The organism is Cryobacterium breve, assembly GCF_004402375.1.
GTDB classification, from domain to species: Bacteria; Actinomycetota; Actinomycetes; order Actinomycetales; family Microbacteriaceae; genus Cryobacterium; species Cryobacterium breve.
This window is the reverse complement of record NZ_SOGJ01000020.1, coordinates 36,580-60,316: the sequence shown is the minus strand read 5'-3', so window position 1 is coordinate 60,316 and position 23,737 is coordinate 36,580. Positions and strand designations below refer to the sequence as shown.

At 67.9% G+C, this 23,737-nt stretch carries 22 protein-coding genes; 7 read left to right on the top strand and 15 right to left on the bottom strand.

From position 1 onward, the window contains the following. Window positions 1-202: 202 nt before the first annotated feature. The 3 genes from E3O65_RS07825 to E3O65_RS07815 form a co-directional block, all read right to left on the bottom strand. Window positions 203-1,363 (bottom strand): alpha/beta hydrolase, encoded by a 1,161-nt coding sequence (locus tag E3O65_RS07825; protein ID WP_134363183.1) that lies wholly within the window; start codon window positions 1,361-1,363, stop codon window positions 203-205. A gap of 116 nt (window positions 1,364-1,479) precedes the next feature. After that, entirely contained in the window at window positions 1,480-2,640 is a 1,161-nt protein-coding gene (locus tag E3O65_RS07820) for an FUSC family protein (RefSeq protein WP_134363182.1), read from the bottom strand. Then, complete coding sequence (locus E3O65_RS07815; protein ID WP_241988659.1) at window positions 2,637-3,161, bottom strand: GNAT family N-acetyltransferase; 525 nt, start codon at window positions 3,159-3,161, stop codon at window positions 2,637-2,639. The genes E3O65_RS07820 and E3O65_RS07815 overlap by 4 nt, the downstream gene beginning before the upstream one ends. Window positions 3,162-3,385: 224 nt before the next feature. Between E3O65_RS07815 and E3O65_RS07810 the strand changes: the two genes are divergently transcribed. After that, window positions 3,386-5,614 carry a DEAD/DEAH box helicase gene (locus E3O65_RS07810; RefSeq protein WP_134363180.1) on the top strand — a complete coding sequence of 743 codons (2,229 nt, stop codon included), beginning with the start codon at window positions 3,386-3,388 and terminating at the stop codon, window positions 5,612-5,614. A 91-nt stretch (window positions 5,615-5,705) separates the two neighbouring features. Here the strand turns inward: E3O65_RS07810 and E3O65_RS07805 are convergent, their stop codons facing one another. The 7 genes from E3O65_RS07805 to paaI all read right to left on the bottom strand — a co-directional run bounded on the left by E3O65_RS07805 (window position 5,706) and on the right by paaI (window position 12,385). Then, window positions 5,706-8,459, bottom strand: coding sequence for a cation-translocating P-type ATPase (locus tag E3O65_RS07805; RefSeq protein ID WP_134363179.1), 2,754 nt, complete (start codon window positions 8,457-8,459; stop codon window positions 5,706-5,708). Between the two features lie 9 nt (window positions 8,460-8,468). Next, on the bottom strand, window positions 8,469-8,981 hold the full coding sequence (locus E3O65_RS07800) for a universal stress protein (protein ID WP_198411680.1): 513 nt from the start codon (window positions 8,979-8,981) through the stop codon (window positions 8,469-8,471). A 69-nt stretch (window positions 8,982-9,050) separates the two neighbouring features. After that, a complete protein-coding gene (locus E3O65_RS07795) occupies window positions 9,051-9,395 on the bottom strand; it encodes a helix-turn-helix transcriptional regulator (protein ID WP_134363178.1) in 345 nt (114 codons plus the stop codon). A gap of 62 nt (window positions 9,396-9,457) precedes the next feature. Beyond that, the gene (locus E3O65_RS07790) at window positions 9,458-9,814 is read right to left on the bottom strand and encodes a hotdog fold thioesterase (protein ID WP_134363190.1); all 357 of its coding nucleotides are present in this window, start codon (window positions 9,812-9,814) and stop codon (window positions 9,458-9,460) included. 41 nt (window positions 9,815-9,855) lie between these two features. Beyond that, window positions 9,856-10,521 (bottom strand): TetR/AcrR family transcriptional regulator, encoded by a 666-nt coding sequence (locus E3O65_RS07785; RefSeq protein WP_134363177.1) that lies wholly within the window; start codon window positions 10,519-10,521, stop codon window positions 9,856-9,858. Between the two features lie 86 nt (window positions 10,522-10,607). Further along, window positions 10,608-11,918, bottom strand: a complete 1,311-nt coding sequence (paaK, locus tag E3O65_RS07780; protein ID WP_422386412.1) for a phenylacetate--CoA ligase PaaK — start codon at window positions 11,916-11,918, stop codon at window positions 10,608-10,610. A 32-nt stretch (window positions 11,919-11,950) separates the two neighbouring features. Further along, window positions 11,951-12,385, bottom strand: coding sequence for a hydroxyphenylacetyl-CoA thioesterase PaaI (paaI, locus tag E3O65_RS07775; protein ID WP_134363175.1), 435 nt, complete (start codon window positions 12,383-12,385; stop codon window positions 11,951-11,953). A gap of 116 nt (window positions 12,386-12,501) precedes the next feature. Here paaI and paaA point away from each other — a divergent pair, with 116 nt between their 5' ends. The 6 genes from paaA to E3O65_RS07745 all read left to right on the top strand — a co-directional run bounded on the left by paaA (window position 12,502) and on the right by E3O65_RS07745 (window position 17,191). Then, window positions 12,502-13,485: a 1,2-phenylacetyl-CoA epoxidase subunit PaaA gene (gene paaA / locus E3O65_RS07770; RefSeq protein WP_134363174.1), complete on the top strand. Its 984-nt coding sequence runs from the start codon at window positions 12,502-12,504 to the stop codon at window positions 13,483-13,485. Next, the gene (gene paaB, locus E3O65_RS07765; protein ID WP_104102564.1) at window positions 13,485-13,790 is read left to right on the top strand and encodes a 1,2-phenylacetyl-CoA epoxidase subunit PaaB; all 306 of its coding nucleotides are present in this window, start codon (window positions 13,485-13,487) and stop codon (window positions 13,788-13,790) included. Before paaA ends, paaB begins: the two co-directional genes overlap by 1 nt. Then, entirely contained in the window at window positions 13,787-14,635 is an 849-nt protein-coding gene (gene paaC, locus E3O65_RS07760; RefSeq protein WP_422386411.1) for a 1,2-phenylacetyl-CoA epoxidase subunit PaaC, read from the top strand. Before paaB ends, paaC begins: the two co-directional genes overlap by 4 nt. Beyond that, the gene (gene paaD, locus E3O65_RS07755; protein ID WP_134363173.1) at window positions 14,629-15,156 is read left to right on the top strand and encodes a 1,2-phenylacetyl-CoA epoxidase subunit PaaD; all 528 of its coding nucleotides are present in this window, start codon (window positions 14,629-14,631) and stop codon (window positions 15,154-15,156) included. The genes paaC and paaD overlap by 7 nt, the downstream gene beginning before the upstream one ends. A gap of 2 nt (window positions 15,157-15,158) precedes the next feature. Next, window positions 15,159-16,355: a 1,2-phenylacetyl-CoA epoxidase subunit PaaE gene (paaE, locus tag E3O65_RS07750; protein WP_134363172.1), complete on the top strand. Its 1,197-nt coding sequence runs from the start codon at window positions 15,159-15,161 to the stop codon at window positions 16,353-16,355. A gap of 62 nt (window positions 16,356-16,417) precedes the next feature. Then, complete coding sequence (locus E3O65_RS07745; RefSeq protein WP_134363171.1) at window positions 16,418-17,191, top strand: enoyl-CoA hydratase/isomerase family protein; 774 nt, start codon at window positions 16,418-16,420, stop codon at window positions 17,189-17,191. A 437-nt stretch (window positions 17,192-17,628) separates the two neighbouring features. Here E3O65_RS07745 and E3O65_RS07740 read toward each other — a convergent pair whose 3' ends face one another. The 5 genes from E3O65_RS07740 to E3O65_RS07720 all read right to left on the bottom strand — a co-directional run bounded on the left by E3O65_RS07740 (window position 17,629) and on the right by E3O65_RS07720 (window position 23,409). After that, window positions 17,629-18,336: an ABC transporter ATP-binding protein gene (locus E3O65_RS07740; RefSeq protein WP_134363170.1), complete on the bottom strand. Its 708-nt coding sequence runs from the start codon at window positions 18,334-18,336 to the stop codon at window positions 17,629-17,631. Next, window positions 18,333-20,249, bottom strand: coding sequence for a branched-chain amino acid ABC transporter ATP-binding protein/permease (locus E3O65_RS07735; protein WP_134363169.1), 1,917 nt, complete (start codon window positions 20,247-20,249; stop codon window positions 18,333-18,335). Before E3O65_RS07735 ends, E3O65_RS07740 begins: the two co-directional genes overlap by 4 nt. 4 nt (window positions 20,250-20,253) lie before the next feature. Further along, window positions 20,254-21,126 carry a branched-chain amino acid ABC transporter permease gene (locus E3O65_RS07730; RefSeq protein WP_166785690.1) on the bottom strand — a complete coding sequence of 291 codons (873 nt, stop codon included), beginning with the start codon at window positions 21,124-21,126 and terminating at the stop codon, window positions 20,254-20,256. 2 nt (window positions 21,127-21,128) lie between these two features. Then, window positions 21,129-22,313: an ABC transporter substrate-binding protein gene (locus tag E3O65_RS07725; RefSeq protein ID WP_134363167.1), complete on the bottom strand. Its 1,185-nt coding sequence runs from the start codon at window positions 22,311-22,313 to the stop codon at window positions 21,129-21,131. A gap of 175 nt (window positions 22,314-22,488) precedes the next feature. Beyond that, window positions 22,489-23,409 (bottom strand): EamA family transporter, encoded by a 921-nt coding sequence (locus E3O65_RS07720; RefSeq protein ID WP_134363166.1) that lies wholly within the window; start codon window positions 23,407-23,409, stop codon window positions 22,489-22,491. Window positions 23,410-23,737 lie beyond the last annotated feature (328 nt).

Below are 23,737 nucleotides of genomic sequence, written 5' to 3'. Positions count from 1 at the left end.
GGCACGTAGCCCCGGCGCGCTCGCCGCGCTCGCCGCGCTCGCCGCGCTCGCCGCGCTCGCCGCGCTCGCCGCGCTCGCCGCGCTTACAACACTCGCGACGCACCTTGTGGAAGCGGGCGCACGTTAGAACATGTGCCCGCTTCCCTACCCTGCGCCGCAAGGACGCGCCGCACCGCCGGCCCGCCGCCAGATGCCCACGCGGCTACTCCCCGAGTGCCGCGTGCAGGAACGCCGACACTCGCGTGCGCATGGTTGCGTCGAGGATGCCGATCGAGTGCAGGGTGCCCGGCACCGTGACCAGCTCGTGGTCGATGCCCTTGCGCTTGAGCGCCGCCGCGTACCCGGTGGCCTGTGCCAGCGGAATGTACTCCTCGGTCGAGGTGCCGAGGAACACCGGCGGGTCGCTGCTGTCCAGGGTGCTCGCCGGCGACGCCGCCCGGGCCCTGGCGCAGTCGCTCAGGGTAAGGCAGTCGGCGAAGTCGAGCGCGATCTTCTGCAGGCCCGCGGAGGCCCCGCCCGTGACGAGGGCGTGATAGCTGAGGTCGAGGGGAGCGGAGAGCTCGGCGACCGCGGCGACCCGGGCTCCTTCGGTCAGCGACCCGGAGCCGCGGGCGCCGAGTAGCGCGGCGAGGTTGCCGCCGGCAGATCCGCCGAACACCCCGATCCGGTCGGGGTCGATGCCGTAGGTCTGGGCATTGGCGGCATCGCGGGCCCACTCCACGGCCAAGGCGACGTCGTCGAGGGCGGCGGGGAACACGGCATCCGGAACCAGCCGGTAGTTCACCGAGTAAGCGACAAAACCCTCGGAGGCGAGCCAGGTGCAGACCGCGCGCCAATCGCTGTTGCCCTTGTCGCCGCGGGCCCAGCTGCCACCGTGGATGGAGATGACGGCCGGGCGCAGCGGCGCGACCTGGGTTGCCTCTTCGGGAAGCGTCTCATCCTCAAGACCCTCTTCCGGCGTCTCCGGCTCCGCCGCCGCGTCCGGTGCCGGCCCGTCTGACGGGGTGGCGGTCGGCGCGGCCACGGCCAGGGGCGGTTCGGCCTGCATGCCGCCCTCCGGAACCGCGACCGTCGGCGAGCACACATCGAGGGTGAGCACGGCGCCGTCCGGCTGGGTGCCGTATTCGATGTCCTCGACGACCGTCACGCCCTCCGGCCGCTCGAAGGTGCGGATGCCGACGATCTGGGTCGTGACGAGCTCGCTGAGCTGGTCGCCGGGCGCGTCGGGTGTCACGGAATACAGCTGCGGTCGAAAGCCGCCGAGCAGGGCCGTCGCACCAACGGCGACGCCGACCGTGCCCGCGATCGCGAGCGAACGGATGCGACGCGAGCCGAATCGGGGATGGCCTGGGCCGGTATTCACGTGTGCTCCGAGCTGCGGGGTGGAGTGTTGAGACTAATTCGTGTCTCGTGCTGGACCGAATCCCGTTCGGGGGGAGGGAAGGGGGGCCATGGGTCCGTGCCGGCGGTGCGCGCCGGTCAGCCTACGGGCGTCGCGTCGCGGGTGGCCTCGTCCGCCGGCAGGATCCGCGGCCGGAGGGCCGCGAGAATGCGGGTGACATCCATCGCGACCGTCGAGGCGACCCCCAGCGACGTGGCTGGGGCTGTGCTTCGACGCTCGTCCAGTTCGGTCATCAGAAGTTGCAGGGAGGCTTCCGCTTCGGCGAAGGCCGCCTGCTCGTCATCGTCCGGGTCCCAGTCCTTCAGCAGCTCGGCCAGCGTGTGCAACGTGCGGCTCAGCGCCGGGCGCAACTCCGGGCGCAACTCGAGCTGGATAGGCAGCCCCCAGACCGCCCCGGCGAGCACCTCCGTCAGGTCGCGCACGTGGAACGTCACATTCTCGAGGGCAGCCAGATCGTCGTAGTCCGAGCGAAGGTTGCGCCCTTTCGTGCGGGCTCGCGGGTTTCCCTTGCGGCTGTCGTCGGCGTGGCTGACCGCCGCGCGCACCGCTCGGCCGACCTCCACCAGGTCCTGGCTGCGGGAGGCCCAGCCGTCACGTTCGGGCGGCCAGCTGTCGGCAAGGGCGTCGGCCACCTCCGAGAGGTGGTCGGCCAGGGTTTCGCGGAAGTGGGCCAGCTGATGGCCGACGGCTTCGAGCGCCAACGGCGGGTAGAAGAGCAAATTCACGCTGAGGCCGATCAGGATTCCGAGGGTGATCTGCACCAGGTACCCGATCGAATAACCGTCGGCGTTCGGCCCCCCGACGATCAGCACGAACAGGGCCGTCACCGGGATGTATTCACGGTTCGCCCCGAACCAGCCGGTGGCCGCGACCACGGCGCCGACGCCGACCGCGAGTGAGATGGTGAACACGTTCGGCTCGCTCAGAATGATGACCATGCCTGCGAGAAGGATGCCGACGGTCAGACCGCCCAAGGTCTGCAGGGCGTTTCGCACCGAGCTCATCAGCGTCGGGTACATGCTCACCAGGGCGCCCAGCGGGGCGTAATAGGGGTAGTCGTCCGCCACCCCGGGCAGGAACGGCGCGATCGTCCACGCGATGCCGACGGCGACGGCGGCCTTGAAGGCCTGCACGATGAGCGGACTGGTCGCGGTCACACCCAGCCAGGACACGGTCGTCCGGGCGCGCCGCACACTCGCCTCGGCCGCCCTGCGGGCGGACTTCCGGTTCCGGATCATTGCACGGCCTTGGGGAGAACCTTGGCGAAGCAGACGCTGAGTTCCTCCCCTACGTACTGTCCGAACAAGGGGACCTCCCGGTAGCCCGCATTCCGATAGAAGCCGAGGGCCGCATGGCTTGCCGGCCCGGTCTCGAGCACGATTTCACGGATGCCGCGGGCCGCCGCTTCCGTTTCCATCGCGGCCAGTAGGTGGCCGGCTACGCCGTGCCTCCGAACATCGGGGTGCATGAACATGCGCTTGAGCTCCGCCTCGCGGCTGGTGCCACCCGAATCGGGACTGCCCACCAAAGCGGCGATTCCGACAGCGCGACCCGTCGCATCCCGCGCCACGTACACGGCGACGCCGGGCTGCTCGAGTTCGTCGACGCCGAGCAGGAAGTTGCTCTCGGGCGGATACAGGGACTGGGCGTACTCGCCACTCAGGCGCAGCAATTCGGCGAGTTCCGGCTGCCGCGGAGACTCGATAGAGATGGTCGTCAGCATCAGAACAGAGTAGACGGTGAAGATAGCCCGTGACATTTCGGCATCAATCAGGTAACGTGGTCAAGTCGGCTCTTGACACCGCGCGTTTTTTTGTGTGCGCGGATGGGTTTGTAAGTCAGGATGGGCCGGTTTCCCAGTAATCCGCTGGAGAAAAATCACTGTATGTGAACGGCCCCGGCCATAGACTGCCCGGGTTCTCAGGTTGCGTCGCTGTGCGGCGCTGTTCTGCCATGTACCCAATACAACCCAGGAACACCTCCATGCCTAAGAACTTCGATCCCAAGTACTCCGCCAAGGGCGGACCGTCCAAGGGTGGTAGCAAGAGCCCCGGACACCGTGGCCACAATGCCGCCGAGGGTGCGCCCAAGAAGGCCCGTTGGAACGCTGGAGAGCGTGCCGACCGTGCCGCCGGCCGTCCCGCCGGCAACGACCGTCCGTCCTCCGGCCAGCGCTCGGAGCGTCCCGCCTACGGCGACCGCCCGAACCGCAACGACCGTCCCTCCTCCGGTGGTGCCCCGCGCACCGACCGTCCTTCCTACAACAGCGACCGTCCCCGCGCCGACCGCCCGTCGTACGGCAACGACCGTCCCTCCTACGGCGACCGCGCTCCGCGCACGGACCGTCCGTCGTACAACAGCGATCGTCCGCGCACGGACCGTCCGTCGTACAACAGCGATCGTCCGCGCACGGACCGTCCGTCGTACAACAGCGATCGTCCGCGCACGGACCGTCCGTCGTACAACAGCGATCGTCCCCGCACGGACCGCCCGTCGTACGGTAACGATCGTCCCCGCACCGACCGTCCCTCGTACAACAGCGATCGTCCCTCCTACGGCGACCGCGCTCCGCGTACGGACCGGCCGTCGTACAACAGTGACCGTCCCCGCACCGACCGTCCCTCGTACAACAATGACCGTCCCTCCTACGGCGACCGCGCTCCGCGCACGGACCGCCCGTCGTACAACAGTGACCGTCCCCGCACCGACCGCCCGGCCTACAACAGTGACCGTCCCCGCACCGACCGTCCCTCGTACAACAGTGACCGTCCCTCTTACGGCGACCGCGCGCCGCGCACCGAGCGTCCGGCGTACAACAACGACCGCCCGTCCTACGGTGACCGTCCCGCCCGCCCTGAGCGCGGTGGCTACGACCGTTCCGAGCGGGCGAATTCCGACCGTCCGGCGCGTCCGACCCGCTCGGCGTCCGACGGCGGCCACTCCAGCAACTTCTACCCCGACCGCGACACCAAGGCGCACTTCGCCGCCGGTGACGACGTCGTGCTTGAGCGCCTCGAAGCCATCGCAACGACGGCTGCCGAAGTCGTCGGTGTGAGCTTCGGCGACTTAGGGCTCGGCGAGAACATCGTGCGCGAGCTCGCCACCCTCGGTGCCGCGACGCCGTTCCCGATCCAGGCCGCGACCATCCCGGACGTGCTCGCCGGGCGCGACGTGCTCGGCCGTGGAAAGACCGGTTCCGGCAAGACCATCGCCTTCGGTGCTCCCCTCGTGGAGAAGCTGCTGGAGAACAACGGCGCCAAGGACCGCAAGATGGCCCGCAAGCCGCGCGCGCTCATCCTGGCCCCGACCCGTGAGCTGGCCCTGCAGATCGACCGCACCATCCAGCCCATCGCCCGCAGCGTCGGCCTCTTCACGACCCAGATCTACGGCGGGGTTCCCCAGTACCGTCAGGTCAGCGCCCTCCAGCGCGGCGTGGACATCATCATCGGCACCGCCGGTCGCATTGAAGACCTAATCGAGCAGGGTCGTCTCGACCTCAGCGAGGTCGTCGTCACCGTCCTCGACGAGGCCGACTACATGTGCGACCTGGGCTTCCTCGAGCCGGTTCAGCGCATCCTGCGTCAGACCAAGAAGGGCGGCCAGAAGCTGCTCTTCTCGGCCACCCTCGACAAGGGCGTGGCCTCGCTGGTCAAGGAATTCCTGATCAACCCGGCCGTGCACGAGGTTGCCGGCGAAGACCAGGCCTCCTCCACGATCGACCACCGCGTGCTCGTGATCGAGCACCGTGACAAGAGTGCCATCATCGGGCAGCTCGTCGACCGCCAGGGCAAGACGCTCATCTTCTCCCGCACCCGCGCCTACGCCGAGCAGCTCGCCGAGCAGCTCGAAGATGCCGGCGTGAAGGCCACGAGCCTGCACGGAGACCTGAACCAGGCCCGCCGTACCCGCAACCTGCAGATGCTGACCAGCGGTCGCGTCAACGTTCTGGTGGCGACGGATGTCGCGGCTCGCGGCATCCACGTGGACGACATCGACCTGGTCATCCAGGCCGACGCTCCCGACGAGTACAAGACCTACCTGCACCGCTCCGGTCGTACCGGACGAGCCGGCAAGTCCGGTACCGTCGTCACGCTGATCCCGAAGCAGCGTCGCCGCCGCATGGACGACCTGCTTGAGCGCGCCGAGATCGAGGCGTCCTTCACGAACGCGGCCCCCGGCGACACGTCCGTGCGCGACCTCGCCGGAATGTAGTCAGCAGCACCTCCAGCAGCACCTGAAATACAGAAGGGGGCACCCGCCGTCACGGTGGGTGCCCCCTTTTCGCGTCCCGGAGCGGGGTACCTCAGCGGTGGGCTGCGCGGCGTCCGTTTGCCCGCACTATGGTCTTCCGGATCTCCTCAATCCAGAGCACGGACGACCCGACCAGCACGCAGAGGCCCCACTGACCCGAAGTGAGCGAGGTGGTGTCGAAGAGACCCTGGAGCACGTCGATCTGCACCACGAGGACCTGCAGAATGATCACGGCGGTGAGTGCCAGCCAGATGCTGCGGTTGGTGAACGTCTGGAGTGAGAAGACGGAGTGGGTGTCCGAGCGCACGTTGATCAGGTTGAACACCTGATAGAAGACAAAGGTCGTGAACGCGAGGGTGGTGGCGAAGGCTGCGTTCCCCGCGCTGTCCGGGAACAGGGCGGGCGCCTGGATCAGCACGGTCAGGGTTCCCGCGGCCATGACGAGCCCGAGCCCGAGAATCCGCAGCATTCGGTCCCGCGTGAGCAGAGGTTCGTCGGACGGCCGCGGAGGTCGGCTCATGGTTCCGGGCTCGGCCGGATCGAGGCCGAGCGCCAGGGCGGGTGGGCCGTCCATGATGATGTTGACCCAGAGGATTTGCAGCGCCGTGAACGGCGCACCGGCGGCCCAGCCGGTGACGCCCGCGATCAGGAAGATGAGCACGAATCCCCACGCCGTGGTCAGCTGGAACCTGACGAACTTCAGGATGTTGGCGTAGATGCCCCGTCCCTCCCGCACAGCGGCGACGATCGTGGCGAAGTTGTCGTCGGTGAGGATCATGTTCGCGGCGCCCTTGGAGACATCCGTGCCGGTGATGCCCATGGCGATCCCGATGTCGGCCTGCTTCAGCGCCGGCGCGTCGTTGACGCCGTCACCGGTCATGGCCACGACGTTGCCGCCCGCCTGCAACGCCCTGACCACCCGGATCTTGTGGGCCGGCGACACCCGGGCGAGCACACCGTAGTCGGGGGCGCGGGCGGAGAGCTCGAGGTCGTCGAGGTCGTCCAGCGTCGGGCCGGCAGCAGCCTCGCCCGGCAGGCCTAGATTACGGGCGATGGCCGAGGCCGTCACGAGATGGTCGCCCGTGATCATGTGCACGCGGATGCCGGCTCCGAGCGCCACCGCAATGGCCTCGGCCGCCTCGACCCGAGGTGGGTCGACGATTCCGACGATGGCGTAGAGGGTCAGCCCGGTGACCAGCGAGCGACCCGAGTCGTCGTCCGGTACGGTGCCGGCGTCGAGGGTGCGACCCGCGATCATGATCGTGCGCAGGCTCTCCCCGGCCAGCTCCTGAATCGTGTCGTGGATCCGTTGCTGCAGCATGTCGTCCAGAGGGCGGACGCCGTCGTCGGTGAGCACCGAGTCGGTCAGGGGCAGCAGGGCGCCCGGTGCACCCTTGGCGCAGCAGCGGTGGCCGGCTGGTCGCGGGAATTCGCCCGTCGGCTCTGCCGGTCGGTGGAACGTGGCCATGAATTTGTAGTCGGAGTCGAAGGGAACTTCGGCCACCCGGGAGTGGGTCCGCCTCGCCCCCGCGACGTCGATGCCGCCCTTCTCCGCGAGCACGGCCAGGGCTCCTTCGGTGGGGTCGCCGACCAGCACGCCGTCGTGCAGCACGGAGTCGTTGCAGAGGGCCATGGTCAGGAACGCCTCAGTGAGGTCGGGCATCGGCCGGTCGTCGCCGGTGAGGATCCTGCCCTCGGTGGAGTAGCCCTCCCCGGTGATTCGGAAGTCGCGGCCGTGGGTGTGCAGCCGGCGGGCGGTCATCTCGTTCATGGTCAGCGTGCCGGTTTTATCAGTGGCGATGTGGCTGACGCTGCCGAGCGTTTCAACCGCCGAGAGCTGCTTGATGATCGCGCCCTGGGCGGCCAGCCGGGAGGCGCCCATCGCCAGGGTGAACGCGACGACCGCGGTGAGACCCTCGGGAATGGTCGCGACGGCCAGCGAGACGGCGGTGATCAGCAGCTCGCTCCAGGACTCCCCGCGAAGGAGGCCCAGCACGAAGACGATCGCTACCACGACCAGCGCCGCGACGGTGAGCAGCTGGGCCAGCTGGTCGATCCTGCGCTGCAAAGGTGTTTTGTCGTTCTTCACCTCGTTCAACAGTCCCGCGATGCCGCCGACGGCCGTGCCCATGCCGGTGTCGGTGACCACCATGGTGGCCCGGCCGCGGGTGACGAGGGTGTTCATGAAGAGCATGTTGGTGCGGTCGGCGAGCGGCAGCCCGGCATCGTCCAGCGCGGGAATCGACTTGCCGACGGGCTCGGATTCCCCGGTCAGGGTCGCCTCTGCTACGTGTATTCCGGCATTGTCGATGAGGCGACCGTCGGCCGGAACGGAGTCGCCGGCATCGAGGAGCACGATGTCGCCCGGCACCAACTCGGAGAATTGCACCTCGATTTCGGTGCCGTCCCGGCGAACGACGGCCTTGCCTTCCGACAGCTTCTGCAGCGCCTGGAGGCTGCTCTCGGCCCGCCGCTCCTGCACATAATTCAGGCTGGTGTTGAGGATGATCACGGCCAGGATCACGATCGGCGTTTCCAGTTCCCGGGAGACGACGGCGCTGACGACCGCGGCCACCAGCAGGACGATCGTCATCTTCTCGGCCAGGAGGCGCACGATCTTGCGCCAGGTCGGCACGCGGTTCGGCTTACTCAGACGGTTCGGTCCGTGGAGCCGCCGGCGGTCGTCGACGGCGGATGCGGCGAGCCCGGTGCGGGCATCGACGTCCTGCGCCGCAATGGTTTCAGCAGCCGAAAGGGTGTGCCACGCGGGTCGCACTGGGGCGGCTGCGGGCGAGGTGGTAGGCATCCGTCTGCCTCAGCGCGTCGGACGCTTGCGCGTCACCAGAACCGGGCATACCGAGAGTCGGGTGCACTGGTCACTGACCGAGCCCAACAGAAGGCCGGCCAGGTTGCCGCGGCCGCGGGAACCGACCACGAGCATGCGCGCGTCCCGTGCCACCTCGATCAGGCTCCGGGCCGGCCCCGCATGCACGGCCCGGTAGTCGACGCTCACGTGTGGGAAGGCGTGCACCAGCGAAGCGGTGTCCTCGATCAGGGAGACCCGAACCGCCTCGGAGTATTCGTCGAATGACGACACGAACCCGAACTCCCAGTTCGCGGGCCGGGGGGCTGTGTCGATTGACCAGGCGCGCACGATCACCACCGGGGCGTGCAACTGCTCGGCGAGCCCGAACGCCGTGCTGAGCGCGTGGTCAGCGAAAGCCGAGCCGTCGTGGCCGACGACGATGCTGTCTGCCGGCGCCGGTGCCGGCCTGGAGGCCTCGGCAGTTTCCGGTGTGCCTGTAGGGGTGGTGCCTTCGGTGGTCACTGCGGACTCTCCGAACTGGGGGGAGTGGAATAAAACGGTCAGAACACTCCCAGATTAGCGAACTGCAGTTCAGGTGTCCAATTTGTGAGGCGGGACCGGCACGAGCATGGCGAGCAATTCGTCGAGTTCGTGGCCTTCGGACACAGGATGCCGGAAAGGTCGCCCGGTGGCAATCTGGTAGCTGTTGCGCCGCCCGATCCTGGTTCTCGTGATGTAACCGTCCGCTACGAGGTCGGCGATGATCTTCTGGGCGCCGCGCTCGGTGACGCCCACCCGAGAGGCCACGTCGCGCATCCGGCACTGCGGGTCCCGGGCGATCGTGACGAGTACGTGCGCGTGGTTGGTTAGGAGCGTCCAGCGGGCGTCGCTCCCGGCGTTGGGGCGAGGCTCGAGGTCGGCGTCCGATGCGTTCATCTAAGCAAGATTAGTCCTCCGGTGTCGTGCTGTCTCGGCCGTCTCGCGCCGGGCGGGGCAGCTTACGGTCGGTCGGGCGCGTCGATGATCAGGTTGGTGATGCGTGCGGTGCAGAGCCGACGGCCCTCGTCGTCGCTGATCACGATCTCGTGACACGCGATCGTGCGACCGAGACGGATGGCCGTGGCCACCCCGGTCACGATGCCCGACCGGGCGGCGAGGTGGTGCGTCGCATTGATGTCGAGGCCCACGGCGCTGCGGCCCGGGCCCGCGTGGATCACGGCCGCCCACGATCCGAGCGCTTCGGCGAAGGCGACGGATGCCCCGCCGTGCAGCAGCCCGAACGACTGCCGATTGCCCTCCACCGGCATGGTCGCGACAACCCGCTCCGCGGACTCCTCGACGATGGTCACGCCCATTTTCTCGTCGAGTTCGCCGAGGGAGATCTTCCAGTTCCCGTTCACGCTTCCCCCTCCACCGTCGACCGTCGGTCGTGCTTGTCCAGACCGTCGAGGTTGCCTCGATTCGGCGCCACCCGCAGCCCGTCGAGTGCCACCGCGAGCACGTCGCTGGCCAGCTGCCCGGCGTCTTCCGGGCCCTCCGGCCGGTACCACTCCACGATCGAGTTGACCATACCGAACAGAAGCCGGGTCACGATGCGAGGGTCGATGTCGCCGCGCAACGACCCCTCGTCGCGGGCCTCCACCACGAAGGTGGACACGGACCGGTCGAAGGCGCGGCGGCGGGCGAGCGCGGCGCGTTCGATATCCGTATTGCCGCGCACCCGCAGCAGAAGTGTCACGTAGGGCAGCCGGGACGTGAGAACTTCCACGGCTCCACGCAGCACGGCGGCGAGCCGGTCAATGGCCGGGCCGACCTGCGCGCTCTGCTCGAGCAGCACCCCTTCGAGTCCGCCCAGGGCCTCGTCGAGAGCCTGTTCCAGCAGCTCCTCCTTCGAGGTGAAGTGGTGATAGATCGCCGACTTCGATAAACCGAGGCGGGTCGCAAGCACCCCCATCGATGTGGCGTCGTAGCCGAACTCGTTGAAGGCGGCGACAGCGACCTCGAGGATGGCGCGCTGGTCGTAGCCGGGGCGGCCGCGTTTCGTGAGGGCTGATTCAGGCATAATCGAGAAGTCTCTCACGGGCCGGGCTCCCCGGGGGAGCGGGCGGCCTGTGACTGCTCGGGTGGTGGCAGGGTCGAGGGCAAGGCTCAGCGCAGGTCGTAGACACGCTTATGCTTGCCCGTGCTGCGCTCGAGCGTGCCGGGTTCGACGATCAGCACGCTGACGCTGGACCCGATCAGGTCCTTGATTCGGTGGATCAGCAGTGCCGAAGCGATGTCGGAGGCGACATCGCTGGCGTGCTCGTGCCGTTCGATTCGCACGGTGAGTTCATCCATCCGGTTCGGGCGGGTCAGCTCGATCACGAAGTGCGGGGAGAGGCTCGGGATGCTGAGCACGATCTCCTCGATCTGGGTCGGGAACAGGTTGACCCCCCGCAGGATGATCATGTCGTCGTTGCGGCCGGTGATCTTCTCCATCCGGCGCATCCCCGGGCGGGCGGAGCCGGGCAGCAGGCGGGTCAGGTCCCTGGTGCGGTAACGGATGACCGGAAATGCCTCCTTGGTCAGCGACGTGAACACGAGCTCACCCTGGGTGCCGTCAGGCAGCACGAGCCCGCTGTCACCGTCGATGATTTCGGGCAGGAAATTGTCCTCCCAGAGGTGCGGGCCGTCCTTCGTCTCTATGCACTCGTTGCCGACGCCAGGGCCCATCACCTCGCTGAGCCCGTAGATGTCGAGGGCGTCGAAGTCGAGGCGGTCCTCCAGCTCGAGCCGCATCTGGTTGGTCCACGGTTCCGCGCCGAGCACGCCGGCTTTGAGGCTGGACGAGCGGGGGTCCATGCCGGCCGCGGCCATGGCATCCGTGATCGTCAGGAGATAGCTAGGCGTGGACATGATGACATCGGGCTCGAAGTCCTGGATCATCTTGACCTGCTTGTTCGTCTGGCCGCCGGACATCGGGATCACGGTGGCGCCGAGCGCTTCGATTCCCGCGTGCGCACCGAGGCCGCCGGTGAACAGGCCGTAACCGTAGGCGTTGTGAACGCGCATTCCGGGGCGCACGCCCGAGGCGCGCAGGCTGCGGGCCACCAGGCCCGCCCATATCACCAAGTCGTTCTTCGTGTAGCCGACGACGGTCGGCAGCCCGGTGGTGCCGGAGGAGGTGTGGATGCGCGCGACCTGGTCCATCGGCACCGCGAACATGCCGAACGGGTAGGACACCCGCAGGTCGTCCTTGGTCGTGAACGGCAGGAGCGCCACATCGTCCAGAGAGCGGATGTCGTCCGGATGCACGCCGACCTCGTCGAACTTGCGGGTATAGAGAGGTACGTTCTGGTAGGCGAGGCGCACGGTCTTCTGCAGGCGTCGAAGCTGCAGGGCCTGCAGCTCGTCGCGGGACATCCGCTCTTCGGGGTCGAGTTCGTCCTGGGCGGGGGCGTGCAAGCGGGTCTTGGTCATCATTGACATGAGGCCTCCTGGTGAGGTGCGGATTAAAGCGTGGGTGCGGCAGGGGCAGGCAGGGGGAAGTTGGTGGTGCGGCTGCGCCCGCGGAACTCGGCGACCGGAACGCTGTGCTCATTGGTGACACGCACGTCGTAGAGGCCCGACCGCCCGCTCTTGGTGCGGAGCACGGCGGTCGCGGTGAGGGTCTGCCCGGCCGCCGTCGGCTTGAGGAAGGTGATGTCCGCGCCGGAGGCGAGTGTGACGTGGTGGTCGTCGTTGCAGGCGATCGCGAACGCGGTGTCGGCCAGGGCGAAGACGATCCCGCCGTGGGTCACGTCGAAGCCGTTCATCATGTCGTCGCGCACAAGCATGGAGACAACGGCGCGGCCCGGTTCAGAAGAACGCACCACCATGCCCAGTGCGGCGGAGGCCCGGTCGTTCTGCATCATGGCCCCATTGGAGGGCGGTAAAGCATCCGTCATGTGGTTCTCCTCATTGAGTTCCGCGGGCCGCAACGCATGGTTGCCGGGGTAGTAGGGAAACCATATACTAACTGAACGATCGGTTGGTAAAAGTTCGCCAAACCCAGGAGTCAACGATGACAATCCCGCCAGTTCCCTACGCTATCGCCCCGGAGAACGCCGCTACGGTGTCGGCCGAGGAGCAGCAGTTCAACGACCTGATTGCCGCCGATTCTCGAATCGAACCGCGCGATTGGATGCCGGACGGTTACCGTAAGACCCTCATTCGGCAGATCTCGCAGCACGCGCACTCCGAGATCATCGGCATGCAGCCGGAGGGCAACTGGATCACCCGGGCACCCAGCCTCAAGCGCAAGGCGATCCTGCTGGCCAAGGTGCAGGACGAGGCCGGCCACGGCCTCTATCTTTATTCCGCCGCGCAAACGCTCGGCATCAGCCGTGACCTGATGACCGACCAGCTCATCGCCGGCACGGCGCGCTACTCCTCGATCTTCAATTACCCAAGCCCGACCTGGGCCGACATGGGCTCCATCGGCTGGCTCGTCGACGGCGCCGCGATCTGCAACCAGGTGCCGCTCTGCCGGGCCTCCTATGGCCCCTACGGACGCGCTATGGTGCGCATCTGCAAGGAGGAGTCGTTTCACCAGCGGCAAGGCTTCGAGATTTTGCTGGAACTCATGAACGGCACTCCCGCCCAGCGCGAAATGGCCCAGGAGTCGGTCAACCGCTGGTACTGGCCGGCCCTGCAGATGTTCGGCCCACCCGACGACGACTCACCCAACTCGGCGCAGTCGATGGCGTGGAACATCAAGCGGTTCTCCAACGACGACTTGCGCCAACGGTTCGTCGGCATGCTCGTGCCGCAGGCCGAGGTGCTCGGTGTGACGCTGCCGGATCCTGACCTGCGCTGGAACGAAGAAAGGGGTGCCTACGACATGGGGGACATCGACTGGACCGAATTCCATGAAGTGCTCGCGGGCCGTGGCCCGGCGAATGCGAGGCGCCTTCAGCGACGCCGCGACGCGCACAACGGGGGTCAGTGGGTGCGGGAGGCCGCTGCAGCGTACGCCGCCAAGCAGGCCGTGAAGGCGGTCGCATAATGAGCGCTCCCGGCGCCTCCGAGAAGGAGATCTGGCCCCTCTGGGAGGTTTTCGTGCGCTCCAGCCGCGGAATCAGCCATACTCACGTGGGCTCCCTGCACGCCCCCGACGCCACCCTCGCGGTTCGCAACGCGCGTGACCTCTATACCCGCCGCAACGAGGGCGTCTCGATCTGGGTTGTGCCTGCCGACGCGATCACCACGAGCGACCCGGATGCGAAGGGCGCCTTCTTCGAATCGCCCGCCGGCAAGAACTATCGCCACGCCAGCTATTACACGAAGAGCGAAGGGGTGAAGCACCTGTGATTGATCACGGACAGGCAGATGTCGCCGCCGACCCCGACGCTCACGGGCACGTCGACGTCGACACGGTGCAGCTCTCCGCGGAACTGGTCGAGGCGGCATCCGTCGCCTCGCACGATATCGCGGAATACGCGCTCTGGCTCGGCGACGACTCACTCGTTCTGGCCCAGCACCTGGGCTGGTGGATCTCCCGCGCTCCGGAGCTGGAAGAGGACATAGCCCTCGGTAACATAGCCCTCGACCTGATCGGGCACGCCCGTTCCCTGCTGCACTACGCCGGGGCAGAGTCCGGTCGCACCGAAGACGACCTGGCCTACTGGCGGGACGAACCCGAATGGCGCTCCGCGCATCTGTTCGAGCAGCCCAACGGTGACTTCGCGCACACGATCGCCCGCCAGTTCATCGCCGCGCACTACCTGTTCGAGCTCTACAGTGCCCTGATGAACTCGACGGATGCGACGCTCGCCGCGATCGCGGCCAAGGCAGTGAAGGAGGTGGACTACCATCGTGACCACTCGATCCAGTGGGTGCTGCGCCTCGCGCAGGGCACCGAGGAATCGCGTCGGCGCATGATCACGGGCCTCTCCGACCTATGGCCGTTCCTGGAGGAACTCTTCGTCGACGAGCCGCTGATCGACCGACTGGAAGGCATCGCGGTGCGGCCGTCGTCGCTCCGCGCCTTGGTCGAAGCCGCCATGTCCCCCGTGCTCGCCGAAGCCGAGCTCGGGGTTCCCCGCGGCTTTATCTCTTCCGGGGGTGGTCGCCGTGGCGACCACTCCGAGAACCTTGGTCCGCTGCTCGCCGAGCTGCAGGTGCTGGCACGGGCGCACCCCGGAGCGACATGGTGACCGTGGCATCCGTTGCCCGGCCGCGTCCGAGCGACGCGGCCTCCCAGCAGGCCTGGGACATCGCCGCCCTGGTCTGCGACCCGGAGGTGCCCGTGCTCACGATCGAGGACCTGGGTGTGCTGCGCTCGGTCGCCGTCACGGCCGACGGAACCCACGCCATCCTCACGCCGACCTACAGCGGATGTCCCGCCATGGAGGCCATGCGCGACGATGTCATGGCGGCCCTCACCGGTGCGGGCTACCGCAACGTCACCGTCGAGCTTGTGCTCGCGCCGGCCTGGACCACCGACTGGATGAGTGAGGAGGGCAGGGCGAAGCTCGTCAGCTACGGCATCGCCGCCCCGACCGGCCACTCGGGCGTGCGCCCCACCGGCACCGTCCGCCTCCAGCTCGCGGTCAAATGCCCGCGCTGCTCCTCACTGAACACGCGGGAACTCGCCCGCTTCGGTTCGACGTCATGCAAGGCGCTCTACGAGTGCCGGGACTGCCTCGAGCCGTTCGACTACTTCAAGGTGTTGTAACCATGGCCGCACTCAATCTGGGCAGTACCGATTCAGCCCTTCTGGACCCCTCAGCCGAGGCCACCGCAGCCACCGCCGACCTCACCGCCGACCTCACCGCCGGGTCCACGAAGCGCCGCGCCCGGTTCCACACGCTCACCGTCGGCGATGTGCGCCAGCTCACGCAGGACAGCGTCGAGGTGACCTTCCTGGTTCCCGACGAGCTGCACGGGGAGTTCGACTACGACCCCGGGCAGCACCTGGCAGTGCGCGCCACGATCGACGGCCGGGAGCTGCGCCGCAGCTACTCCATTTGCCGCCCCCGCACGGTCGGCTCGGTCAGCGTCGCCATCAAGCGCGACCTCGGCGGTGTCTTCTCCAGCTGGGCGAACACCGTGCTGCGCGTGGGTGACCGTCTCGACGTGATGAGCCCGCAGGGCACCTTCACCACGGCCCTGGAGACCCTCGACGACACGCATATCGTCGGCATCGCGGCGGGCAGCGGCATTACGCCGCTGATGTCCCTCGCGCACACCGTGCTCGAACGCTCGGAGACCTCCCGTTTCACACTCGTCTACACGAACCGCACCGCGCTCGACGTGATGTTCCTCGACGAGCTAGCCGACCTCAAGGACAGGTACCCGGCCCGGTTGGCACTGCACCACGTCCTCTCCCGCCAGTCCCGCTCCTCGGCCCTCCTTTCCGGCCGGATCGACGAGGAAAAGCTACGCCTGATGCTGGCCAGCATCATCCGCCCCGCCGCCGTCGACGAATGGTTCCTCTGCGGACCGTTCGAGTTGGTGCAGCTGTGCCGGGACACGCTGGAGAGCGTGCAGGTCGACCCGCGTCACATCCGGTTCGAGCTGTTCACCACAGGCGAACCGACGCACGCCGCCGGCGACACCGGTCGGCCCGTCGTCGTCGGAATCGGCGACAAGACCTTCGAGATCGAGTTCACCCTCGACGGCGAGAGCGCCACGGTGACCACGCCGGTCAATGCGAAGGAGAGCATCCTGAATGCCGCCCTGCGCGTGCGCCCGGACGTGCCGTTCGCCTGCGCCGGGGGAGTGTGCGGAACCTGCCGCGCCAAGCTTGTGAGCGGAGACGTCACGATGACCGAGAACTACGCCCTGGAGCCTGACGAGATCGCGCGCGGCTACGTGCTCACCTGCCAGTCCCACCCCACGACTGACCGGGTCGTCGTGGACTACGACGTGTAGCGCCGAATGCACCGACAAATCCGTCGAATAGGTATGGCGCGCGAGCGCAGAAAGCGGTTCCCGTGATCGAGCTGACCATTCAGGGCGACGTTGCCCACGTCGTCCTGAACGCCCCCGACAGGCTGAACGCGTTCGATGAGGCGGCTCTGGCCGAGCTCGATGCCGCCTACGAGACCGCGGAGGCGGCCGGCGTGCGCGCCCTCGTGTTGCGTGGCGAGGGCCGTGCGTTCTGCGCGGGCCGGGACATTTCGGGCGTCGACCCGCGCGACGACGATGTGATGGGTTTCCTGGGGGGACTCGTCACACCGTTACTGCAGCGCATGAGCGCCTTCCCGGCCCCCACCTTCGCAGCCGCGCACGGGGCGTGCCTGGGCGTGGGCCTCGGCCTGCTGATCGCCACGGATGTCGTCTACGTCGCCGACACCGCGAAGATCGGTTCGCCGTTCGCGAACCTCGGTGCCACGCTCGATTCCGGCGGTCATGCCCTGTTCGTCGAACGGCTCGGCGCGCACCGCACCCTCGACCTGATCTACTCCGGACGGCTCATGTCGGGCGCGGAGGCAGTGGCGTCCGGCCTGTTCAGCCAGGTCTTCCCGGCCGATGAGGTGATGGATGTGACCGTGCAGGCCGCCGAGCGGGCGGCGCATGGGGCGACCCAGGCGTTCCTCGCCAGTAAGGAGCTCGTGCGCGCTCTCCGTGACGACCGGCTCGGCCTCTGGCAGAGCGTCGCCGCCGAGAACCGGGCCCAGGCGGCCCTCTGCGACAGCAGTGACTACCGTGAGGGCTTCGCCGCTTTCCAGCAGAAGCGCAAGCCCACCTTCACCGGCCGCGACTGACCTGTCCCGTCCCCTCCACTCCCGTCCCTTGTCCGCACCGGCGCGTGTTGTGGCTAACTCCTGAGATCCGTCCGGCCGGGCCGGACATCCGCACCGGTTCCGCACTGGTCTGCGGTGGCCGGGTAACATCGGCAACGGATGTCCTGAGTTGGCCACGCGCGCGGGCTCGGCCAGGGCTGACCCACGGAGGACTCGGGAGAACCCCAATCTCCGTCACATTCGCTCGGGAAGCGAAAGTCATCCTTTGCTGGCAGCGACGGATCGGATCCCGCGCGGGTGCTGCGCCGCTGCGCTGGTGGCACGCCACGCGCGAAACGGCGCAGCACCCGCGCGCCGCGCCCGGTGCGGGAACGGATGCCGCGCACAAGCCGAAAGGAGGGGCGGGCACCCAGGTGCGCGCCCCTCCTTCGCGTGCGTTGCCGCCGCGCCGCGCCCCGTTACACGGTCGCGCCGCCCAGGTACGCGTTGTGCACCTCGGGCAGCTCGACGAGTTCGGCCGGGGTCCCCGTGAGCGCCACGCGCCCCCGGTGCATGACTACGGCGCGGTGCGCGATCTTGAACGACGCGCGCACGTTCTGTTCCACCAGCAGCACGGCGAGCTGCTTCTCGACGCAGAGCCGGGAGAGCACCTCCATGATCTCGGCAACCACCTTCGGCGCCAGGCCGATGGACGGCTCATCCAGCATGATCGCCGTCGGGTCCGCCATCAGGCCTCGCCCGATGGCCACCATCTGCTGCTCGCCGCCCGAGAGCGTGCCGGCGGCCTGGCCCATCCGGGTGCGCAGCCGGGGGAACAGGTCGAGGATCGATTCCACGTCGCCGTGGCCGTTCTTCGTCCAGGCGCCCAGCATGAGGTTGTCGCGCACCGACAGGGACGGAAAGCACAGCCGGTTCTCGGGCACATGGGTCAGGCCAAAACCGGCCATCTTCTCCGCGGGCTTCGCGGTGATCGTGCGCCCTTCGAGGGTTACGCTGCCCGCGGTGGGCCGGATCAGGCCGCTGACGGCACGGAGCAGAGTTGTCTTCCCGGCACCGTTCGACCCCACAACGGCGACTATTTCCCCGCGGGCCACTTCGAAGCTGACCTCGTGAAGCACTGCGAGCTTGCCATAGCCGGCGTCCAGACCGGAAACGATCAGGGTCATGCGTGTTCCTCCAACTCGGTCAGTTCGGCTTCGGCCTCGTCGAGGTCCGTGCCCAGGTAGGCCACGACCACGGCCGGATCGTTGCGCACCGAGTCCGGGTCCCCGTGCGCGATGAGCACACCGTCGTCGAGCACCGCGACCTGGTCGGCGAGGGACATGACCTGCGCCACATCGTGCTCGACGAGCACGATGGTGAGCCCGGCGGCCCGCAGTCGACGCAGCAGCTCGGCCATCACCTCGCGCTCCGTGCTGGAGAGGCCGGCCATCGGCTCGTCGAGCAGGAGCAGGGCCGGCTCGGCGGCCAGGGCCCGGCAGACCTCCATGATGCGCTGCTTGCCGAAGGAGAGGTCCGAGGCAGAGTCGTCTGCGGCATCGGTGAGCCTCATCGATTGCAGGATCTCGTAGGCCGCCGCGTGGTGGGCGCTCTGCTCACCCGATTGCAGCCCCAGCATTCCGCGGAGCACGCCCGCCCTGCCCTTGCGGTACCGGCCCATGTAGACGTTGCCCACGACATCCGTCGAGGTGAACACCTGCAGGTTCTGGAACGTGCGGGTCAGCCCGTGCGCGGCGGCGACGTGCGGCTTCCGGCCGGAGATGACCTGCCCGAGGAAGGTGACGGTTCCCTTGCTTGGGGTCAGCGCCCCGGAGATCATGTTGAAGCAGGTCGTCTTGCCGGCGCCGTTGGGCCCGATCAGACCCAGGATGCTGCCGGCCGGCACCGTGAGGCTGACGTCGTCGACGGCGACGACGCCGCCGTACCGCTTCGTCAGTCCCGAAATCACCAGGATGGGCTCGCCGGCCGCGACCGGGGTGCTCACCGCCGGAAGCTGCGGGATGGTCGTATCCTCTGCTGCGGAGTGAGCGTGGGCGTCGCCGGGCGGGCGTTTGCCAGCCAGCGGCAGCTTCCGCCACAGCGTGGTCGCCGCCTGGTGGAGGCCGCCGGGGAGCAGAAGGATCACCAGAATCAGCACGATGCCGTAGCCGAGCAGCTGCACCTCGCCGCTGGCGCCGGGGAAGATGGCCGGGATGACGTCGCGCATGCCCTCGCCTAGGAACTGCACCAGGAACGCGCCCGCAACGGCGCCCCAGACGGATCCGAGACCGCCGATGACGACCATCAGCAGGATCGAGACCGACAGGTGGAATTCGGCGGTGGTCGGGCTCACGATTGCGACCTGGTAGGCGTAGAACACGCCGCCCAGTCCCGCGAACCCGGCGGAGAGCACGAAGACCTTCAGTCGCAGCGCATAGGTGTTCACGCCGAGGCTCTCCGCGGCCAGTTCGGAGTCGTTGACCGCCGAGAGGGCGCGGCCGGCGCGGCTGCGGGTCAGGTTCAGGGCCAGGATCAGCCCGATCACCACGAACGGCGTGACGAACCAGAGGAAGAACCCACTGTTGTCGATCGGGATCCCGAAGACCGAGGGCCTCGAGATGCCGTAGATGCCAGTGGTGCGTCCAGTGACGTCCCATTCACGCACGCCGATCATCACGATGAAGCCGAGCCCCAGTGTCGCCAGCGCGAGGTAGTGCCCGCGCAAGCGCATCAGGGGAAGGCCAACGAGAAGGGCTACCAGCATGGCGGCGAGCACTCCGATGGTGGCGGCGACCGGGCCGGGCAGATCGAGCTTGGTCAGCATGATCGCGTGGGTGTACGCACCGATCGCGAAGAACGCGGCCTGCCCCAGGCTGACCTGTCCGGCCAGGCCCATCAGCAGGTTGAGCCCGATGGCCGGCAGGGCGAAGATCATCGCGAAGACGACGATGTTCATGACCGAGGAATTGGCCGTGAAGGGAACCACGATCATCAGCGCGACGAGCACGCCGCAGCCGATCAGCGTGCTCTTGTTGTTTGTCCAGAAACGCGCACGGCGAGAGCTCATCCCGGCGGGGGCTGGTGTGGTCACATGTGTCATTTCGCTACACCCTTACCGCTGTGGGCTTGAGAACGAGGCCTTGAGGACGCACGACGAGCACAAGAATGAGGATAAGGAAGGCGGCGCCGTCCCTCAGGCCCGACGAGACGTAGCCGGCCACATAGGCCTCGATCATGCCGAGCAGGAGGGCTCCGACGATCGCGGCACGGAAGGAGACGAAGCCGCCCAGGACGGCGGCGACGAAGCCCTTGAGGCCGAGCAGCACGCCGCCCGACCAGAGCGAGAGGTAGATCGGGGAGGCCACCACGCCGGCGACACCCCCGACGAAACCCGCGATCGCAAAGGCCAGCACGGATGCCGCAATGGGGGAGATGCCCACGATTCGCGCCGCAACGGGCTGCTCCGCGCAGGCCCGCAACGCCTTGCCCCAGCGGGATTTCTCGTAGAAGAGCACGATTCCTCCACCGACCACGACGAGGGCACCGAGCATCCAGAATTCCTGAGAACGGATGCTCACCCCACCGATCAGGACGTTGGTCCCGGGGAACAGGGGCACGCCCTTGGCCTCGGGCCCCCAGACCAGCAGCATGATCGCCTGCAGCAGGGTCGATACTCCGAGGGTCAGGATGATCGAGAGGAGCGGAGTCAGCTTTTTCACTCGCGCGATGATCACGCGTTCCATCGCGACGGCCACGACGGTCACCGTGAGGATGGCAACAAGCACCGCGAGGAGGAGCGGCATGCCGGACGCGGTAAGCCAGGCGCTGCCCAGGCCCGCCAGCATCGCGAACTCGCCCTGGGCGATATTGATGACATGGCGCACGGTGTAGACGGCGATCAGGCCGACGGCGAGCAGGGCGTACACAGATCCCTGTGAAAGCCCTGCCACCGTCAGCTGCAGGAAATCAGTGAGCACAATCAGTCCTTGAGAAGGTTCCAGCGACCATCCTCGGCCTCAGCCAGGATGAGGGCGGAGGCGTCGAGGCCGGAATGGTTCTTCGCGGTCATCGTGAAGACTCCGGAGATCCCGGTCCACTCCGCGCTCTCGAGTTCGTCGCGCAGGGCGACGGCATCGGTTCCGGCGGCGTCGATTGCGTTGACGGCGATGTGCCAGGCGTCGAAGGCGTGGCCGGCGAAACCGGACGGCTGCTCGCCGTAGGCCTCGTTGTAGTCGGCCTTGAACTGCTCGATGACCTTGCGCTGGGTGTTGTCGGCAGCGAGTTGGTCGGCGACGAGCAGCCGGCCCATCGGCGCAATGACGCCGTTGGCAGAGTCGCCGGCCGCGTCGAAGAAAGCCTGGTTGGAGATGCCGTGCGAGTGGTACACCGGCTTGTTCACGGCGAGTTGCACGTAGGCCTTCTGGGCCAGACCGGCCGAGGGGTTGATGCCCCAGATGATGACGGCGTCGGCGTCGGAACCGCGCACGTTGGTCATCTGCGGGGTGAAGTCGGTGGCGCTCGGCTCAAAGGCCTCCGTCATCACGAGGGTGATGCCGCGCTCGGCGCCGAGCTTGGTGATGTAGTCGGCGACGCCTTCGCCGAATCCGGTCGCGTCCCGCACGAGGGCCAGCTTGGTGTAGCCCTTGGCTTCGGCGTCGTCGAGGATGCGCTCGAGCACCACCACGTCGTTCTGCGCGGTCTTGAAGACCCACTCCGAGCCCTCGACGATGGCCACGTTGGCCGCGACGGAGATCATCGGGATCTTCGCGGCTTCCGCGATGGGGCGCATGGCCAGACTGGGTCCGGTGCGGGACGCGCCGATGATGAGGTCGACCTGGTCACTCTCGATCAGCTTGCTGGTGGCCTTTGCCGCACCGTCTTCGGTGGACTGGTTGTCGATGATGGTGAGCTCCACGTCGCGGCCGCCGATGCCGCCGCCGTCGTTGAGCTGTTTGGCCAGCATGGTGAGCGTGTTCTGCTCCGGAACGCCGAGGCTGGCGCCCACTCCGGTGACGTCGAGGACCGCACCGATCTTGATCGGGCCTGCCTCCGCGGCAGGGTCGGCCTCGGCCGTTCCTCCTAGGTTCGAGGTGCTGCATCCGGCCAGCGCGAGGGCTGTGACCACGGCAATCGGCGCGATGAAACGCAGACGAGACTTCTTCATTGGAATCTCCTTCAGAGGAACAGATAATTAGTGACCGACCAGTCGTTCACTAATTCAGGTGTGGGCCTGACAGTACCGTGGCACCGATGCGCGCGGCAAGACCATCGGGACGGCCTTACGTAACGAGTGGGTGACGGTGGCGGCCGTGAACGGATGCGCGCCGTCGGTCGACCTGTCAGGCCAGGGCGAGCATTCCGGCCGCGGCGAGGGCGAGCGCGAGGCCCAGCCACTGAACCGGCGCGATCCGTTCCCGAAGCACCACGGCGGCCAGCAGGATCGTCCCGGCCGGGTACATCGCCGTGAGCACGCTCATCACGCTCAGTTCTCCGGCGCGCATGCCGAGCAGCAAGAGCACGTTTGCCACGACGTCAACCACACCGCAGGCCACGGCCAGGCGGAGCCCGATGGCGAGCGTCGAGCGGCGGTGCGCGCCGGCATCCGTGGCCGAAGGCGACGCCTGCATCGTCGGCCCGGCCGCCACCACGGCCCGGCGCCGTCGCAGAGTGGCGAGCGCGAGAACTCCGACGACGGAGAACATGATGCTCGCGTTCACGGCGCGGTTCATCACGAGGGGAACGAGCCCGCTGTCCTCCGGGGTGAGGTCGATCATCACCATGAACGCGCCGATCATCGCGCCGGAACCGAGGGCCATCATCACGCCGAGCAGACTTGGGCGCACGGCGCCGCGTTCGGGCACGAATCCCACGAGCACGACGGCCAACAGGGCGAGGCCGAGCGCCCAATAGCCGATCGGGGCCAGCCGGTCGCCTCCGGCCAGGCCCACCGTCATCGGCACCACCGCCGACACCACGGCCGTGAGGGGCGAGAGGATGCTCATCGGCCCGATCGCAAGGCAGGCGTACAGCAGCGAGATGGCGATGGCGCCGCTGATCCCCGACAATGCGCCCCAGAGCACGGCCGATTGCGACCAGGTCCCCGCCACGAACGGGAGGGCCAGCAGCAGGGCCACGAGCCCGGAGGCCGCGGCCACCGCCGTCACGAGCAGCGAACTCAGGCGCTTCGCAGCGAGCCCCCCGAGGAAGTCGGCGCTGCCGAAGATGAGTGCGCCGGTGAGGCCGAGGACCGCGGGAAGCATAGAACCCGAGCCTAGCGAGTGGCCGGTATCCTGAAAACCACGACTTTTCGCGGAGGAGGGGACCGTGAGCTCGCGCTGGGCGCGCTTCCCGCGTGGGTGCGCCGGGTCGGCCACGTCCGCCATCGGCGTCGGCGTTCCCGAGCCCATCTGAGCGTCACGCCCCCTCTCGAGCACCCGGCACCGGCCATCACGGTGACCGTGGCCTCCGCCGCGGGCACGGCCGTGTCGGAGGCCGCAGGTAGAGTTACCGGGTGAGTTGGAACGCCGAAATACCGTGGGACCCTGACGAGATCGAGCCACCTGACGAGTTCGACGCCCCGCCACCGCC

Coding starts and splice junctions, on each gene's coding strand:
- E3O65_RS07820 (WP_134363182.1), bottom strand. CDS start 2,640: ATGATCCGGAACCGGAAGTCCGCCCGCAGGGCGGCCGAGGCGAGTGTG.
- E3O65_RS07815 (WP_241988659.1), bottom strand. CDS start 3,161: ATGTCACGGGCTATCTTCACCGTCTACTCTGTTCTGATGCTGACGACC.
- E3O65_RS07810 (WP_134363180.1), top strand. CDS start 3,386: ATGCCTAAGAACTTCGATCCCAAGTACTCCGCCAAGGGCGGACCGTCC.
- E3O65_RS07805 (WP_134363179.1), bottom strand. CDS start 8,459: ATGCCTACCACCTCGCCCGCAGCCGCCCCAGTGCGACCCGCGTGGCAC.
- E3O65_RS07795 (WP_134363178.1), bottom strand. CDS start 9,395: ATGAACGCATCGGACGCCGACCTCGAGCCTCGCCCCAACGCCGGGAGC.
- E3O65_RS07790 (WP_134363190.1), bottom strand. CDS start 9,814: ATGGGCGTGACCATCGTCGAGGAGTCCGCGGAGCGGGTTGTCGCGACC.
- E3O65_RS07785 (WP_134363177.1), bottom strand. CDS start 10,521: ATGCCTGAATCAGCCCTCACGAAACGCGGCCGCCCCGGCTACGACCAG.
- paaK (WP_422386412.1), bottom strand. CDS start 11,918: ATGACCAAGACCCGCTTGCACGCCCCCGCCCAGGACGAACTCGACCCC.
- paaI (WP_134363175.1), bottom strand. CDS start 12,385: ATGACGGATGCTTTACCGCCCTCCAATGGGGCCATGATGCAGAACGAC.
- paaA (WP_134363174.1), top strand. CDS start 12,502: ATGACAATCCCGCCAGTTCCCTACGCTATCGCCCCGGAGAACGCCGCT.
- paaB (WP_104102564.1), top strand. CDS start 13,485: ATGAGCGCTCCCGGCGCCTCCGAGAAGGAGATCTGGCCCCTCTGGGAG.
- paaD (WP_134363173.1), top strand. CDS start 14,629: ATGGTGACCGTGGCATCCGTTGCCCGGCCGCGTCCGAGCGACGCGGCC.
- paaE (WP_134363172.1), top strand. CDS start 15,159: ATGGCCGCACTCAATCTGGGCAGTACCGATTCAGCCCTTCTGGACCCC.
- E3O65_RS07740 (WP_134363170.1), bottom strand. CDS start 18,336: ATGACCCTGATCGTTTCCGGTCTGGACGCCGGCTATGGCAAGCTCGCA.
- E3O65_RS07735 (WP_134363169.1), bottom strand. CDS start 20,249: ATGACACATGTGACCACACCAGCCCCCGCCGGGATGAGCTCTCGCCGT.
- E3O65_RS07725 (WP_134363167.1), bottom strand. CDS start 22,313: ATGAAGAAGTCTCGTCTGCGTTTCATCGCGCCGATTGCCGTGGTCACA.
- E3O65_RS07720 (WP_134363166.1), bottom strand. CDS start 23,409: ATGCTTCCCGCGGTCCTCGGCCTCACCGGCGCACTCATCTTCGGCAGC.